General features: G+C 71.8%; 15 protein-coding genes. 8 read left to right on the top strand and 7 right to left on the bottom strand.

Features of this window, described 5'->3' with window-relative positions; translation table 11 throughout:
- The first annotated feature begins 21 nt into the window (after positions 1 to 21).
- Both OHA21_RS09155 and OHA21_RS09150 read left to right on the top strand, forming a co-directional pair.
- Positions 22 to 588, top strand: a complete 567-nt coding sequence (locus tag OHA21_RS09155) for an RNA polymerase sigma factor (RefSeq protein ID WP_328472178.1) — start codon at positions 22 to 24, stop codon at positions 586 to 588.
- A 4-nt stretch (positions 589 to 592) separates the two neighbouring features.
- Complete coding sequence (locus tag OHA21_RS09150; RefSeq protein ID WP_328472176.1) at positions 593 to 1,297, top strand: hypothetical protein; 705 nt, start codon at positions 593 to 595, stop codon at positions 1,295 to 1,297.
- On the opposite strand, the gene OHA21_RS09145 is transcribed toward OHA21_RS09150, so the two are convergent.
- Positions 1,290 to 1,940: a hypothetical protein gene (locus OHA21_RS09145; RefSeq protein WP_328472174.1), complete on the bottom strand. Its 651-nt coding sequence runs from the start codon at positions 1,938 to 1,940 to the stop codon at positions 1,290 to 1,292. The two genes, OHA21_RS09150 and OHA21_RS09145, sit on opposite strands and share 8 nt — an antisense overlap.
- Positions 1,941 to 2,069: 129 nt before the next feature.
- Between OHA21_RS09145 and OHA21_RS09140 the strand changes: the two genes are divergently transcribed.
- A complete protein-coding gene (locus OHA21_RS09140; protein ID WP_328472172.1) occupies positions 2,070 to 2,225 on the top strand; it encodes a hypothetical protein in 156 nt (51 codons plus the stop codon).
- Between the two features lie 164 nt (positions 2,226 to 2,389).
- Here OHA21_RS09140 and OHA21_RS09135 read toward each other — a convergent pair whose 3' ends face one another.
- Complete coding sequence (locus OHA21_RS09135; protein WP_328472170.1) at positions 2,390 to 4,711, bottom strand: hypothetical protein; 2,322 nt, start codon at positions 4,709 to 4,711, stop codon at positions 2,390 to 2,392.
- 20 nt (positions 4,712 to 4,731) lie between these two features.
- Here OHA21_RS09135 and OHA21_RS09130 point away from each other — a divergent pair, with 20 nt between their 5' ends.
- Positions 4,732 to 5,463 carry a PP2C family protein-serine/threonine phosphatase gene (locus OHA21_RS09130; protein ID WP_328472168.1) on the top strand — a complete coding sequence of 244 codons (732 nt, stop codon included), beginning with the start codon at positions 4,732 to 4,734 and terminating at the stop codon, positions 5,461 to 5,463.
- On the opposite strand, the gene OHA21_RS09125 is transcribed toward OHA21_RS09130, so the two are convergent.
- Both OHA21_RS09125 and OHA21_RS09120 read right to left on the bottom strand, forming a co-directional pair.
- Positions 5,453 to 5,698, bottom strand: coding sequence for a hypothetical protein (locus OHA21_RS09125; RefSeq protein WP_328472166.1), 246 nt, complete (start codon positions 5,696 to 5,698; stop codon positions 5,453 to 5,455). The two genes, OHA21_RS09130 and OHA21_RS09125, sit on opposite strands and share 11 nt — an antisense overlap.
- 38 nt (positions 5,699 to 5,736) lie before the next feature.
- On the bottom strand, positions 5,737 to 6,336 hold the full coding sequence (locus OHA21_RS09120; protein WP_328472164.1) for a TetR/AcrR family transcriptional regulator: 600 nt from the start codon (positions 6,334 to 6,336) through the stop codon (positions 5,737 to 5,739).
- Positions 6,337 to 6,402: 66 nt separating this feature from the next.
- Between OHA21_RS09120 and OHA21_RS09115 the strand changes: the two genes are divergently transcribed.
- Complete coding sequence (locus tag OHA21_RS09115) at positions 6,403 to 7,674, top strand: lactate 2-monooxygenase (protein WP_328472162.1); 1,272 nt, start codon at positions 6,403 to 6,405, stop codon at positions 7,672 to 7,674.
- A 9-nt stretch (positions 7,675 to 7,683) separates the two neighbouring features.
- Complete coding sequence (locus tag OHA21_RS09110) at positions 7,684 to 8,466, top strand: SDR family NAD(P)-dependent oxidoreductase (protein ID WP_328472160.1); 783 nt, start codon at positions 7,684 to 7,686, stop codon at positions 8,464 to 8,466.
- 1,377 nt (positions 8,467 to 9,843) lie between these two features.
- Here the strand turns inward: OHA21_RS09110 and OHA21_RS09105 are convergent.
- Entirely contained in the window at positions 9,844 to 10,137 is a 294-nt protein-coding gene (locus tag OHA21_RS09105) for a hypothetical protein (protein WP_328472158.1), read from the bottom strand.
- A gap of 72 nt (positions 10,138 to 10,209) precedes the next feature.
- On the opposite strand from OHA21_RS09105, the gene OHA21_RS09100 reads away from it, so the two are divergent.
- The gene (locus OHA21_RS09100; RefSeq protein WP_328472156.1) at positions 10,210 to 10,830 is read left to right on the top strand and encodes a GNAT family N-acetyltransferase; all 621 of its coding nucleotides are present in this window, start codon (positions 10,210 to 10,212) and stop codon (positions 10,828 to 10,830) included.
- 27 nt (positions 10,831 to 10,857) lie between these two features.
- Complete coding sequence (locus OHA21_RS09095) at positions 10,858 to 11,355, top strand: hypothetical protein (RefSeq protein ID WP_328472154.1); 498 nt, start codon at positions 10,858 to 10,860, stop codon at positions 11,353 to 11,355.
- A 107-nt stretch (positions 11,356 to 11,462) separates the two neighbouring features.
- Here OHA21_RS09095 and OHA21_RS09090 read toward each other — a convergent pair whose 3' ends face one another.
- Positions 11,463 to 12,302 carry a hypothetical protein gene (locus OHA21_RS09090; RefSeq protein ID WP_328472152.1) on the bottom strand — a complete coding sequence of 280 codons (840 nt, stop codon included), beginning with the start codon at positions 12,300 to 12,302 and terminating at the stop codon, positions 11,463 to 11,465.
- Positions 12,303 to 12,312: 10 nt separating this feature from the next.
- On the bottom strand, positions 12,313 to 14,529 hold the full coding sequence (locus OHA21_RS09085; protein WP_328472150.1) for a putative bifunctional diguanylate cyclase/phosphodiesterase: 2,217 nt from the start codon (positions 14,527 to 14,529) through the stop codon (positions 12,313 to 12,315).
- Positions 14,530 to 14,571: the final 42 nt, after the last annotated feature.

Genomic DNA, 14,571 nt, shown 5'->3' with positions numbered 1-14,571 from the left:
GGGTTTCGAGGGAGTCGCATTTTGCCGAAGGATGACGAGCTCGCCGGCGCGCTGGCCGCGGCGCGGGCCGGCGACGAACGCGGCTTCGCCGTTCTCTGGCGCGCGCTGCACCCGGCGGTCCTGCGCTATCTGCAGGTGGTCGCGGGGGACGCCGCGGAGGACGCTGCTTCGGAGACCTGGCTGCAGGTCGCGCGCGATCTCGACCGGTTCACCGGTGCGCCGGAGGCGTTCCGTGGCTGGCTGTTCCGGATCGCACGGCACCGCGGCATCGACGAGCTGCGGCGGGCCGGGCGGCGCCGGGAGGAACCGGCCGAGCGGGTCGAAGCCGGGCCGGCCGACCGGGATCCGGCCGCTGAAGTAATCGAAGGCGCGGAGACCGCGTGGGCGCTGAGCCGGGTCGCCCTGCTGCCGGCCGATCAGGCCGAGGCGGTGATGTTGCGGGTGGTGGCCGGTCTCGATGTCGCTGCTACGGCCCGGGTGCTGGGCAAGCGGCGCGGCGCGGTGCGGATCGCGACCATGCGCGGGTTGCGGCGGCTGGCGGCGGATCCGCAGGTACGGGTACGTGCGGCGGAAAGTGAGAAGGTGTAAGCGGATGCCGACCTTTCTGTTCCGCGCTCTGCGTGCCCGGCGGCACCGCACCGCCGAGACCGAGCAACTGATCGCCGGCGGGCCCGGGCTCGATCACCTGCTGGACGCCCTGCGGGAGCCGGGTTCCGAGAAGGAGCTCAGCGGTGAGCAGGCGATGGTCGCCGCCATGGCTGCCGAGCGCCGCCGGGCGACTGCCGCGCCCCCTTCTCCCGCGCCGCGTGCTCGCGTGCCGGGCCGGACTGTGGTGGTGGCTGTCGTGGCCGGGCTGGCGGTGTTGAGTGCGAGCGGCACCGCGGTCGGGGCGCGAACCGGCAACCTCCCGGACGGCATGCAGCAGCAGGCGCACCGGCTCTTCTCCGGGTTGGGGGTTCCGGCGCCCGTGCCCTCCCGGTCCCCGGTGCCTGCCCGGTCGTCGTCGCCTACTTCGTCTCCCGCTGCTTCGCCGTCGCCGGTCCGGCCCACGCCTACACCCACCCCGGCTTCCGCGGCCCAGGTCGAGTGGTGTGCGGCGTGGCAGACAGCGGCCGGCGGCGGGCATCCGATGAACGGGCGGGACCGGCGTGATCTGATCGCCGCTGCCGGTGGGGAGCAGAAGGTCGCGGGCTACTGCGCCTCGGTCTCCCCCTCGCCGACAGCCGCCCCCTCCAACAAGAAGAAGAGCAAGCCGGTCAAGTCGAAGAAGCCGAAGAAGGAGTCGCCGGTCAGCTGAGCGCGATCCGGTGCGCGGGCTGATCCCAGAGCGACTCCTGCGGGAACAGCACCGCCTCAGCCGTCGTGCCCGCCGGAACGGTCCAGATCTTGATCACCCGCGCGGTGGTGCCCGGGTTGAACGGGCCGCCCGGTAGCTTCTCGGCTTCCTGCAGGTTCTCGGCGATCGACTTGTCGGCCTCGGTGAACGTGTACTCGCCCCGGCTGGTGACCAGATTCCCGAACTCCTCGACACCCGACGCCGGTGACCGTCCGACATTCTCCAGGGTCGCGTCCAGCCGGCAGAAGACCCAGCCGGCCGGCGGTCTGGCGTCGATGTGGGTCGGTGGCACCTTGTCGAGGGGCCAGTCGCCGCTGACGTACGCCGGGTTGTCCGCGGCCATCGGCAGAACGGTAGCCCCGCACCTCGCCGCGGTCACCGTCACCTGCCAGTCGACCGGCGCGGTGTCATCGCTGAACGTCTCCCGATAGCGGAACGGTGTCCCCAGCCGCTGCGGCGCCAGCGTCGGCTCCGCCGCGACCGGCTCTGCCGCGGCCTTTTCAGGAGCCGCTACCGTGCCGCGCGTCGCGGGCGCCGCGCAGGCGGCCGCGACCATCACCAGCACCATCGGCATGACCTTGCGCACCGGACCTCGTCTACCCACGGTCCGACGCTAACCACGCAGCGTTCCCCGGGAGGCTGAGAATGCCCACGATCCGCCCGGCGGGTGACAACGAGACGATTCTGGGTACGAGCAACGTCGATGCACCCGCCGCTATCCCGGAGGACTCGCGTGAACGACGTGGCACAGATCAACACCACCCAGCCGCGGGACTGGACGCCCACCGGCTCGCAGATCGCGCAGGCCGGCTGCAACGAGCCCTACCCGCACAGCGGCCGGCTCACCGTCGTCGGCGCAGACCGCCCCAAGCCCGCCACCCAGCGCTGACCTCCGGCTGACCGGCACGGTCGCTTCCCGCCGCCGGAAGCAACACTGCCGGTCAGCCCAGCAACCCGGCTGACCGCCATGGTCGCTTCCCGCCGCCGGAAGCAACACTGCCGGTGAGCCCAGCAACCCGGCTGACCGGCAATGCTGCAATGCTGCAATGCGGGTCAGGCTGGGTGTGGGGTGAGCAGCGGCTCTACGAAGATCACGGGCTGGCCGGGGAGGCCGGCGGCCGGGAGGCGTTCGATTGCGCCATCTTGCACGGACAGGCGGATGCCGCATGCCGGTTCGGGCGGGAAATGCCAAGGCTGGTAGCTGAGCAGCAGGTGGTCGGGGTCCTCCCAGACCGACTCGCCGTAGACGCCCTGCGGTGAACGCCGGCCGTCCTCCGGCAGCCACCACACCTGCGGTTCGACCGGGTGATCGAGGTGGAGCGGGAACAAGGTCACGGCCGCCGGGCTGGAGCGGGTCGTCCACAGCTGGGCGCCGCCGGGAGCGAGCCGGGCACCGAGATCGATGGGTACGGTGACCGCGTTGCCGTCCGGCCGGGTCACGGTGATGCCTTCGGCGGTGCGGGCGGTGGTCGTACCGGTCAGGGGGTCGACCTGGTTCACGGGATGTGGGTGGCGTTCCGGGTCGGTGCCGGGTGTCCAGCGCATGGTGATGCCGTGGCCCTGGCGGTCGCTGAAGTAGACCGTGTCGCGGTGGGCGCCGAGCAGGGCGATGGCCCGGTCGGCCGGCCACGGCATGGTCTCCGCAGGGCCGCCGGTCAGGTCGATGATCCGTAGCCGGTAGCGCGACTCCAGCCGGTGATGCTCGCTGTCGATCACGGCCACGCGGCGGCCGTCGCCCATCAGCGCCAGCGGGGCGCGCACCTCGTCGAACCCGGTCACCTCGCCGGTGGCGGAGACCAGCCGGGCCGCACGATCGTGGTCGGCGACCAGTGTGCCGCACACGGTCTCGAGCGCCCGGGTCCGGCGGAACCCCGATTCCAGCTGGGCGAGTTCCACGCGCTCGCCGTTCCGCCAGACCACGACGACGCCGGAAGCTTCGACCAGCCCGGCACGAGGCGGCGCCCCGAACGGTGGGGGCTGCGGACCGTCCGGTTCCTGCTTCCTGCCGGTGAAAGCCAGCCGGGACCCGCCCACCGGGCCGTTGTAGGTGATCCGCCCCATCAGTCCCTGCACGACCACGGGCTCCGACTTCTTGCCCCCGCTCGCCGGCCGCGGAATCGGCCGGGCCCTGGGCGGCGCGGGCGGCGCCGGCCTGGGCACGGCAGGCGTAGGCACGGCAGGCATGGGCGCGGCAGGCGCCGGCGCAGCAGGCGGGGCCGGGGTGGGGCGGGGGCCGAGCCACAGGCGCAAGATCTCCGCTTCGTCGAAGTGCAGCATATTGGTCGACGCTGCGAAGGCCAACGCGCCCCGCAGGTCGACCTCGCTCACCAGCAACCGTGCGGCCAGCGAAGCCGCGGCCACCGACCAGGGCTGGGCCGGTGACCAGCGCAGCAGGGAGCGGAGGTCTTCGGCCAGTTCGCCGTATCGGCCGCGGGCGTCCTGCAGCTGGACCGAACGGACCCGGTCCGGTGGCAGGGACAGGACCTTGTCGACCCGCTGCGGGCGCCGGGTGCGGTAGCCCGAGGCGTCGGATCCGGCCAGGATGCCGGCGGCCACCAGCAACGGCACCGCGTCGCGTTTGCGGCGTACCGGCGGCACGCCCAGCTCCGCGGCGATCTCGTCGAGGCGGTCCTGCTGGCGCGAAAGGCGGGTGACGATCTCGGCATGCTGGTCGGCTCTGCGCTGGTCGAGGTCGGCGTGCCCGGTGGTCAGCGGCGGGCGCGGCGGCTGCCAGAACGGCGCATCGAGCCAGCCTTCGGGCCGGTGATGCGTACGCCCCCACGCCTCGACCTGCGCAAGGGTCACCGGCCCACCGTGCTCGCGCGCCGCGGCCCCGATGATGCCGGCCAGCTCCATCGGCTCGTACTGGATCTCGGACTGCCATCCGTCGTAGCCGGGCCCGACCGCGGGACGGCTCCGCGCCAGCCAGACCGGCGGTGACAGCGCCGGGTCCGGCCAGAAGCGGAGCAGCCACCGATCGCCGGCCCCGTCCGGTGTGTCGCCGCGGCGGCGCGCCACCCGCACCCGATATCCCCCGCCGCCACCGAGGTCCAGGTCGACCCGCCCGGCCCCACCGGTGAGATAGGTCAGCGACAGACCTCCGGCCCCGGCCAGGAACGGCGTCTCCAGCACGTCGTCGAACGACGCCTGGTCAGAAGCCGGTGCCGCGTCGAGCAGTTCGAGCCGGACCACGTGGTGACCGTCTCCGGCCGAACAGGTGACCCACCCGGCGCCGGCCCCCGCGAACGTGCCGGTCACCTCGTCGTCGGCGCGGCGTGGCAGCGGCAGGTCCGCTGGCACATCCCGGTCCCGCAGGACGAGAAGTCCGTACTCGGGAAGGTAATCGTCGTCCTCGAACGCCCGTACGACCGTCACAGCAGGTCAAAATACCCTACGTGGTCACTGCGAAATGGACAGTCGGAGACCGGGAGCTGACCGCCGCGGCGGGCAGCGTCGTCGGCGTCCGCTACCGGGAGAACTACGACGTGCTGCACCTGGACCCGGACCGCCCGCTGGCGGTGGTCGCCGACGGCATGGGCGACGGGCCGGGCAGCCGCGCGGCGGGGCGCACCGCGGTGGACGTCTTCGTGCGCGAATGTGCGCTCACCCCGTACCCCCGCGGTTTGCAGTCGGCGGTGGCGAAGGTGCAGCGGGAGGTGCGCAACGCAGGCCGCGGCGTGCGGGGTTTGACCGGTTGTACGCTGACCGCGTTCGTCGCCGACCCGGCCGATGGCACCGCCTGGATCGCGCAGCTCGGTGATTCCCGGGCATATCGCCTGCGTGGCGGCCTTCTCGAACTGCTCACCGTGGACCACACGCTGGCCTGGCTGGGCGTGGTGCACGGCCGGTACGCCGCGGACTCGCCGCAGGCGCAAGCCGACCGCTACCGGCTGACCCGCTACGCCGGGCACCCGGACGCGCCGGAGGCCGACCTGCTCGCGGTCGGCCTGGCGGAAGGTGACGTGCTGCTGCTCTGCACCGACGGGGTCGCCGATCAGGTCAGCTACGAGCGGATCGGGCACGCGCTCACGCTGGAGCCGGCCGCAGCGGTCGAGCGACTGCTCGCCGAGACGCTGCCGACCGGCTCCGACAATGCGACCGCGATCGTGCTACGGGTCAGGAGTTGAGGATGATCGCGTTCAGCAGGATGCCGAGCAGGGCACCGGCGGCGCCGGCCGCCGCCGCGTACCAGCCGAGGGGCCGGTCGCCCAGGTAGGCGCCGACCACACCGAGCACCACCGCGGCCAAGCCGAAGATCAGCGGGCTGACCAGAAGGGCGCCCACCGCGAAGACGAAGGCGAGGATCGTGCAGATCCGGGCGGCGTTGGTGGTGGTGCCGCGGGTACGCGTCGTCTGGACCATCACATGTTCCCTTCGCGAGATTCGCTGACGGTAGTTGTCTACCCAGGACCCTCGGAACCGAAGCCTGCGGCCAGGATTTCCCGCAGCGCGGGCCACTCCGGCACCGCGCCGGCGGTCCCCGGAATCGCCGTGACCTGCGCGGTCGCCCGGATCGCGGCGAGGGCGGTGAGCATCACGTCGCGGAAGTTCGGCGCGAACGCGTACCCCGGAAGCAGTTCGGCGCCGACCGCGACGATGTCGTCGTGCACCGTGCGCAGCGTCGCGGCCAGCAGGCGCGCGGTCTCGGGATCGGTACGCGCCACCGTGAACACTTCCTGCACCACCGCGATGACCGGCCGGTTGTGGGTCTCCCAGAGCCGGTCGAGCAGCCGGTGCAGCCGCTCCTCCTCGCTCCCCCCGCTGATCGACGCCGCCCGCAGGTCACCGACGAACTGCTCCATCACCCGGATGATCGTGGCGTCCACCAGCAGCGCCTTGGTCGGGAAGTGATGCTGCTGCGCCCCCTGGCTGACCCCGGCCCGCTGCGCCACTCCCCTGGTCGTCGTCGCGGCGAGCCCGACCTCGATCAGGCTCTGCAGGGTCGCGTCGAGCAGGGCGGTGACCGTGGCGGCCCGGCGTTCGGCCTGAGTGGGTGGCACCGGACCAGTTTACAAGTCACCCGACTTGTTTCTATCGTGAGGCAGCTTCGAACGAGGAGAGCCACGATGTCGGCAGGTCCGGGACGAATCCGGCAGAACCAGGTCTACCGCGCGGGTGTGCTCGGCCGCCGCCCGGCCGTGCCCACCGACTTCGACGAGCTGGAACGCCGGGCGCGCAAGGCCAGCAGTGCGACCGCGTGGGCGTACGTGGCCGGTGGCGCCGGTCTGGGCCGGACCATGCGCAACAACCGGGAGGCGTTCGACCGCTGGGCGATCGTGCCGCGGATGCTGCGCGGCGCCGCCGAGCGCGACCTGTCCCGCGACGTCCTCGGCACCCGGCTGCCCGCGCCGATCCTGCTCGCCCCGGTCGGCGCCGGCCAGCTGATCGCCCCGGACGCCGACCTGCACACCGCCCGGGCCGCCGCCGCGACCGGCATCCCGTACGTCTACACCAACCAGGGCGGCACCCCGATGGAGCAGACCGCCGCCGCGATGGGCGACGCTCCCCGCTGGTTCCAGCTGTACTGGAGCACCGACGAAGACCTGGTGGACAGCCTGATCCAGCGGGCCGAGGCGATCAACGCGGGCGCCCTGGTGATCACACTGGACACCACCGTGCTGGGCTGGCGGCCGCAGGACCTGAACCTCGGCTCGCTGCCGTTCGCCCGCGGGCTCGGCATCGCCCAATACACCTCCGACCCCCGCTTCCAGGAGCTGGCGGCGGGCCGCAAGCTGGAGAAGCCGGCCGAGGTCACCCTGGCCGCGGTCCGGTCGCTGATCTCGATGGTCCGCAACCACCCCGGGAAGTTCCTGGACAACCTGCGCTCCGGGCGGCAGCGCGCGTCGGTCGAGACGTTCCTCGACATCTACTCCAACCCGCGGCTGAGCTGGGAACACATCGCCACGGTCAAGGACCGCACCCGGCTGCCCGTCGTGCTCAAGGGCATCCTGCACCCCGACGACGCCCGCCGCGCCTTCGACCTGGGCGTGGACGCGGTCGTGGTGTCCAACCACGGCGGCCGGCAGGTGGACAGCTCGATCGCCACCCTCGACGCCCTGGTGCAGGTGCGCGAGGCGGTCGGCCCCGACCGTACCGTCCTGATGGACAGCGGCATCCGCAGCGGCGCCGACGTCTTCACCGCGCTCGCCCTCGGCGCCGACGCGGTCCTGCTCGGCCGCCCCTACATGTACGGCCTGGCCCTCGCCGGCCAGCGCGGCATCGAAGAGGTGATCGCCAACATCATCGCCGAGCTCGACCTGACCATGGCGCTGACCGGCGTCACCGACCTGGCCGGCATCACTCGCGAACTTCTGTGTAACCGGCGGCCCGCCGGGTAGCCAGTCGCCATGACGACTTCTCCCGATGCTTTCGGCAAGCCCCTCGCTGCCGTGACCGGCGCCTCCAGCGGCATCGGCCTCGAGCTGACCAGGCAGTTCACCGAGCACGGCTTCGACGTGGTGGTGGCCGCCGAGGACGAGCGCATCCACACCGTCGAAGCCCTCGACACGGTCCGCGCCGACCTCAGCACCCCCGCCGGCGTCGAGGAGTTCTACGCCCGGATCACCGCCACCGGCCGCCCGCTCGACGCCATCGCGATCAACGCCGGCATCGGCTCCGGCGGCCCGTTCGCCGACACCGACCTCGCCGCCGACCTGGCGATCGTCGACCTGAACGTGCGCTCCTCGGTCCACCTGGCCAAACTCGCCGTCCGCGACATGGCCGCCCGCGGCGCCGGCCGGATCCTGTTCACCTCGTCGATCGCCGCCACCCAGCCCGGCCCGTTCGAAGCCACCTACGCCGCGTCCAAGGCGTTCCTGCTCTCCTTCTCCGAGGCGCTGCGCGAGGAACTCAAGGACACCGGCGTCACCGTCACCGCCCTGATGCCCGGCCCGACCGACACCGAGTTCTTCGACCGCGCCGGCATGCAGGACACTCGCGTCGGCGCCAGCTCCAGCAAGGACGACGCGGCCCAGGTCGCGGCGCAGGGCTTCGAGGCCCTGATGAAGGGCAAGGACCACGTGGTCGCCGGCTCGGTCAAGAACAAGATCATGGCCGGCGGCGCGAAGATCACGCCAGAGACGGTCAAGGCGCGCATGCACCGCGCCATGTCCGAGCCGGGTTCCGACTGAAACCATCTCCGGTACGCGCGACGAGAAGTCCCCCACTACCCCGGCGATCACCAGCCCACTCACGGTCCCCAGGGCCCGCGCCGGGCGTGAGCACGTGGCCGGGCTGCCCCCAGCGCTGCCTCACCTCCCCGATCAAGCCGTCGCAGGCCGGCCCCGCCCTCATCGGCCGGCCTGCGACGCGCCTCCGAGCCGCATCAGATGTCTCAAGGCCAGCCGAGCCGGTGCGGCTGGCGTTGAAGCAGCTCAAGACGCCCGCATTCCATGCCTCAGCGCCAGCCGAGCCCGCCCGGCTGGCGTTGAAGCAGCTCAAGACACCCGCATTCCATGCCTCAGCGCCAGCTCAGCCCGCCCGCATGCCACAAAGCCCAATTTGATCTTGGTGGGAGATGGTAGTGCCGGATCGTGGGCGGGCCATGGTGGCGGATGCTGGCCGGCTCGTCGGATCTCTTGATCCGGTAGCCGCAGTGGCGTAGGCGCTTGAGCGCGGGGCAGGTGCGGTGCCGGCGTGCCGGATTGCCGGATTGCCGGATTGAGCTTCACGGTGATCTCGGTATAGAGGCGAGGCAGTGTGTCAGTCCAGTCCTGAGGGGGGATGTCCGCCATGCCGGTGGCGGCGCGGCGGATGATGCGCAGGCGCGGGTGAAGCTGATCCGGTCCGGGTCGATCGCGGCGACGCATGCGGCGGCAACTTGCCGTCCGATCGTTTCGCCTGCACCCCACACGCCGCCACCGCCAGATCGATCTTGACCCGCGGCACCGCAGTCACCAGCACCCCGACCGACACCTGATCCGGCCGCACCTGCACACCCGACGCGGCGGCCATCCCAGCGACCCGGACACCACACCGCCCACCGACACGCCGCTCACTACAAGGTCAACTTGCGCTGAGCGGCATTGCAGCCTGCCCGGCTGGCGTTGAAGCGACTAAAGACGCCCGCATTCCATGCCTCAGCGCCAGCCGAGCCCGCCCGGCTGGCGTTGAAGCAGCTAAAGACGCCCGCATTCCATGCCTCAGCGCCAGCCCGGCCTCGCCGGCTGGCCGCCATGCACCTCAACAGCGCCGCATTCCATGCCTCACCGCCAGCTGGGGGTCGGACCGGAGGGCGTGGCCGGTCAATACCGACGGCGCGGCTGGTCGGGACTGACGGCGCGGATGGTCGGGACCGACGGCGCGGATGGTCGGGACTGACGGCGCGGCCGGTCAGGACCGACGGCGCGGCCGGTCAGGACCGACGGCGCGGCCGGTCAGGACCGACGGCGCGGCCGGTCAGGACCGACGGCGCGGCCGGTCAGGACCGACGGCGCGGCCGGTCAGGACCGACGGCGCGGATGGTCGGGACTGACGGCGCGGATGGTCGGGATCGACGGCGCGGGTGGTCAGGACCAGGTGCGTTCCTGGGCGACGATCATGGCGGTGGTGAAGACCAGCACGGCGCCGGCTATCGAGATGGCGGCGATGGGTGCGGCGAAGCGGCGCAGTGGGCGGATGAACCAGGTGACGGCGGCGGCTGCCAGGGCGATCGGGAGCAGCAGCAGTTCGAAGTAGCCGAGGATGCTCGCGTACATCCGGTCGGTGCCGGACGACTGGGTGATCATCAGGGTCATCCAGGCGAGCAGGAAGACGTGCGGGGCGGCGGCCAGGGCTACGGCCACCCATTTCGGTTGGATCATGCGCGCTTCCACCCGATAGATTCTTCCTGATTCGCATTTCGGACCGGCCGGGCCGTCAGGAAGGACCAAGCGTTGGACCTCGTCAGCTCGTGGGTGCATGGTTGGGCGCTCTGCCGGTCGGTCGGCGCTCCGGAGGCCGTGCCCGGCGCTTGGCGGATGGAGGTCGGGCTGCCAGGGCACCGGGTCCGCTATGTGCTGCCCGCGTTTGACGAGCAGGTGCTGGACGGGCTGGGCCGCGAGCACGATGCGCCGGGGACGTGGATCAAGGTGGCCGGTGAGCCGGAGCTGCTGCGCAAAGCTCTGCCCGGGGCGTGGGCCATGGCCGACACCGCCTATCTGATGCAGGTGCCGTTTCGGGCCGGCGAGAAGGTTGGGCATCCTGTCCGGGTCGTCAGGGACGGGCCGGTGGTTCACGCGGAGATCCTCGGCGAGGGCGGGGAGAGGGCCGCGTGGGGGCGGATGGCTCCGGCGGGCACGGTCGGCGTCATCGACCAGGTGGAGACGGATCCCGGGCACCGGCGGCGTGGGTTCGGGAGTGCTGTCATGCGTACCCTTGCTGATGCTGCTCTTGATCTTGGATTGTCGACCGGCGTGCTCGCCGCGACCGCGGATGGCCGGGCGTTGTACCAAGCGCTCGGTTGGTCGGTGGCGGGCCCGCTGGCCGCCGCCCACGTGCCGGAGGCGCATATCTGACGGCCGCGGCGGGCAATGGCATCGACCATGGTCGAGAAACCGGGTCTTGCGAGCCGCCGGGCCATGCTCGTGGAGAAGTTGGGCGGGCCGCCGGGCCGGTACGCCGTCGCCTCGGTGACGCTCACCCTGATCTGGTTCGCGATGCGCCTGTTCCTGGACCGCGGCGACCCGGTCTCGCTGATCTTCGCCCGGGCCGGCCTGTACGGCGCTGTCTGGGCCCTGATGCTGCCGCTGTTCGACTGGCTCAACCGCAAGGCGCTGCCCGCAGACCGCCGGCCGTTGCCCCTCACCGCCGAGCAGAACCGCCGCGGCGCGCTCCTCGGTCTGGCCGTCGGCGGGCCGTTCTACGCAGGCATGCTCGTGTTCTCACTGGTCACCGGCCGTGCCTGGGTCTACCCGGTCAGCTTCGGCATCATCCTGGCGGTCGTCGTGGTGATCGCCGGCGCCCGGCTGCGCTCGAGGCCTCCGGGAACGAGGCCACAGCCGTCGCGCGATCCCGGCCGAGCCGGTCTGCCGCCATACTGATCGATCGGCGCCGCTGGGGTTCGGGGTGGCGAGCCTCGGGCAACGCGGCTGGCTCTGAAGGCTGTTCGCACGGACCGGAAACGACCCTCAGCAACGGCTGGGCGGGGTCAGCCGTGGCGGTGGTGTTTCTTCACGTAGGTGTAGCCGGGGGCCAGCGAATCCTCGTCGATCAGGTCGTTCTCCACGGCTCGGCGGTGGGCGGCCAACTGTTTCTCCGACGGCTGGGCGCCGGGCGGCAGTTTGCGGATGAAGCCGTTGACCCAGTGCTCGCGCCGGTCCGGGCCGTCACCCATGGGGGTGGGCTCGACCAGCGGGGCGTAGAACAGCATCTCGGCCGGCTCCTCGCCGTCCACCGCCGGATAGGACGGCTGACCGGCGGCGTCGACACTGCCGGGTACGCGCGTCACGTACCCCTCCCGGATCAGCTGGTCCACCGCATTGCGGAACAGGAAAGCACCGCGCGCCCCGCGGCCCAGCCCGCAGCGGGCGGCCACGAACGCCTCGGTGTGCACCGCGCTGCCGTCCTCGAACACCCGGCCCAGCCGGCGCACCACGCCCAGCACCTGCGCATGGTTCGACGCGTCCGGTTCGAAGGCGCGGGTGACGGCCGCCGGATCGTACTCGTGGAAGTAGTCGACGCCGTCGACCCGCATCGGGTCCTCGGCGACCGTGGTCCGCAGCCCGATCTCGTCCTTCGCCGGCCGCCAGGTGACCGTGACCAGCACGCCGGGGCGCAGGTCGACCGGCCAGCCGATGCCGTGCAGCTGCCACCCGACGTCCTGCCGGACGTCCGCCTCGAAGACCTGCCGGCCGTGCGGCCGGTGCTCGAGCACGACGGTGATCCGCTCGTGGCCGTCCAGGACGAAGTCGGACGGAAGCGAGCAGACGGCGCCCTCGAGATCGGCTCGCAGCAGTGGCAGCCGCCGGGTCACGGTCCGCACTTGCACCTCCCACACCTCACGCGTGCAGCGAAGATACCTCGGAGTGCTCGCGCAGCAGTGCCTCGATCGTGTCCGGTTCCGCGGGACGGCCGAACAGGTAGCCCTGGCCGTACTCGCAGCCGAGCCGGTGCAGCATCTCCTGCTGGTCGTCGGTCTCGATGCCCTCGGCCACGGTCTTCAGGCTCAACGCCCGGCTCAGCGTCACCACCGCGTCGACCAGCGCCTTGTCACCGGCGTCGGTGGCGACCTCGGTGACGAACGCGCGGTCGATCTTGATGACGTCGACCGGGAGGCGCTTGAGGTAGTTCAGCGACGAGTAGCCGGTGCCGAAGTCGTCGATGGCCAGGTGGACGCCGAGGGCGCGCAGCGCGTGCAGGGTCTCCGACGCGGCGTCGATGTCCTGCAGCAGCATCGACTCGGTGAGTTCCAGGGTGAGCAGGCCGGGTTCGACACCCGAGCTGAGGATCGCCTCGCGGACGTCGTCGACCAGGCCGGCGTACTGGAACTGCCGGGCCGACAGGTTGACGTTCATGGTCAGGTCGGCGCCCACACCGCCGGCCTGCCAGCGGGCCAGCTGCCGGCACGCCTCCTGCAGCACCCAGCGGCCCAGCGGCACGATCAGGCCGCTCTCCTCGGCGTTGTCGATGAAGTGGTTCGGGCCGAGCAGCCCCTGCTCCGGGTGCTGCCAGCGGACCAGCGCCTCCACGCCGGTGACCCGCTGGTGCGGCAGGTCGACGACCGGCTGGTAGTGCACGACGAACTGCTCGTCGGCGAGCGCCTTCTCCATCTCCATCCGCTGGCGGGCCTCGTTGAGCACACCGGCGTACATCGTCTCGTCGAACACCGCGTACGCGTTGCGGCCCTGCCGCTTGGCGGCGTACATCGCCAGGTCCGCGTTGCGCAGCAGCTCCTCGCCGTCGGCGCCGGTGTCGGTGCCGGCCACCCCGATGCTCGCGGTGCAGCGGATGTCCCCGCCGCCCAGGTCGATCGGCCGGCGCAGCTCGGTCAGCAGCCGCTCCGCGGTGGCCGCCGCGTCACGCCCGTCGAGCGACTCGATCAGCACCGCGAACTCGTCACCGCCCAGCCTCGCGAGGGTGTCGCCGGGGCGGACCCCGGCCCGCAGCCGCCCGGCGATCGTGGTCAGCAGCTGGTCGCCGGCGCTGTGCCCGAGGTTGTCGTTGACGTCCTTGAAGTCGTCCAGGTCGATCAGCAGCAGCGTGACGTCGGCGTCGCGGCGCGCGGTGGCGTGCGCCAGCCGGTTACGGAACAGCGCCCGGTTCGACAGCCCGGTCAGCGGGTCGGTGAACGCCTGCCGGCTGAGCTGCTCCTCCAGGGCCTTGCGCGCGCCGATGTCGCGGATGCTGACCACCACGGCCTGCAGATCCGGGTCGTCCAGGCAGTTCGTGCCGATCGCGTCGAGCACCGCCCACGACCCGTCGGCCCGGCGCACCCGCATCTCGGCCTCCGCCGTCGACCCGGCCGCCGACGAGCGCAGCGCGGCCATCCAGGTGCGCATCCGGGCCAGGTCCTCCGGGTGCACCAGCCCGTCGATCAGCTCTCCGGTGACACTTTCCGGGGCATAACCCAGCACGGTACGGGTCGACAGGCTCGCATACCGCACGATGCCGTCGCTCCCGAGCGCCACCACGACCTCGGGCGAGTTCTGCAGCAGCGCCTCGGTGCGGCGCTCCGCCGCCCGTCGCCGCGCGTCCATCCGCCGCCGGTTGTGCGCGATCACCGCGCTGGTCGTCACCACGAACCCCATCACCGTCGCCAGGCCGGCGACCAGCACCGAGCTGACCCCGAGACCGGTCGGCAGCAGCGCGAAGTATCCGGCCAGCGACACCACGCCGAGCAGCACGACCAGCATCGGCGGGAACAGCGCGGCCGCCGTCACCACCATCAGCATCACGCACGGCAGGTAGAGCACCGCGCCGTTGACGTCGACGTACGAGACGAAGCACAGCAGCGGGATGTGCGCCAGCCACCAGCCGAACAGCGCCGCCCGGACCCGGGCGCTGCGCACCCACCGCCGCCACGGCAGCATCAGCAGCAGCAGCTGCACCAGCCCGCAGGCCGCGATCGGCCCCGCCCACCAGCGCTGCGGCGGCGCCCAGTTGACCAGCACGTGAATGGCGCCGACCAGCGGGATCACGACCGCGATCAGCACACCGAGCCGGATCTGGCGGACCCAGAACTCGGCCTCGTGGTCGTCGATCGCGGGCATACGCATGACCCCACGATCGGCATCGCCGCAGCCCAGTTGAGCAGCCCG

Source organism: Actinoplanes sp. NBC_00393 (assembly GCF_036053395.1).
In the GTDB taxonomy this organism is placed as follows: domain Bacteria; phylum Actinomycetota; class Actinomycetes; order Mycobacteriales; family Micromonosporaceae; genus Actinoplanes.
This window is presented reverse-complemented; position numbering and strand designations above follow the sequence as displayed.

Coding starts and splice junctions, on each gene's coding strand:
- OHA21_RS09150 (WP_328472176.1), top strand. CDS start 593: ATGCCGACCTTTCTGTTCCGCGCTCTGCGTGCCCGGCGGCACCGCACC.
- OHA21_RS09125 (WP_328472166.1), bottom strand. CDS start 5,698: ATGGTCCAGACGACGCGTACCCGCGGCACCACCACCAACGCCGCCCGG.
- OHA21_RS09115 (WP_328472162.1), top strand. CDS start 6,403: ATGTCGGCAGGTCCGGGACGAATCCGGCAGAACCAGGTCTACCGCGCG.
- OHA21_RS09110 (WP_328472160.1), top strand. CDS start 7,684: ATGACGACTTCTCCCGATGCTTTCGGCAAGCCCCTCGCTGCCGTGACC.
- OHA21_RS09105 (WP_328472158.1), bottom strand. CDS start 10,137: ATGATCCAACCGAAATGGGTGGCCGTAGCCCTGGCCGCCGCCCCGCAC.
- OHA21_RS09095 (WP_328472154.1), top strand. CDS start 10,858: ATGGTCGAGAAACCGGGTCTTGCGAGCCGCCGGGCCATGCTCGTGGAG.
- OHA21_RS09085 (WP_328472150.1), bottom strand. CDS start 14,529: ATGCGTATGCCCGCGATCGACGACCACGAGGCCGAGTTCTGGGTCCGC.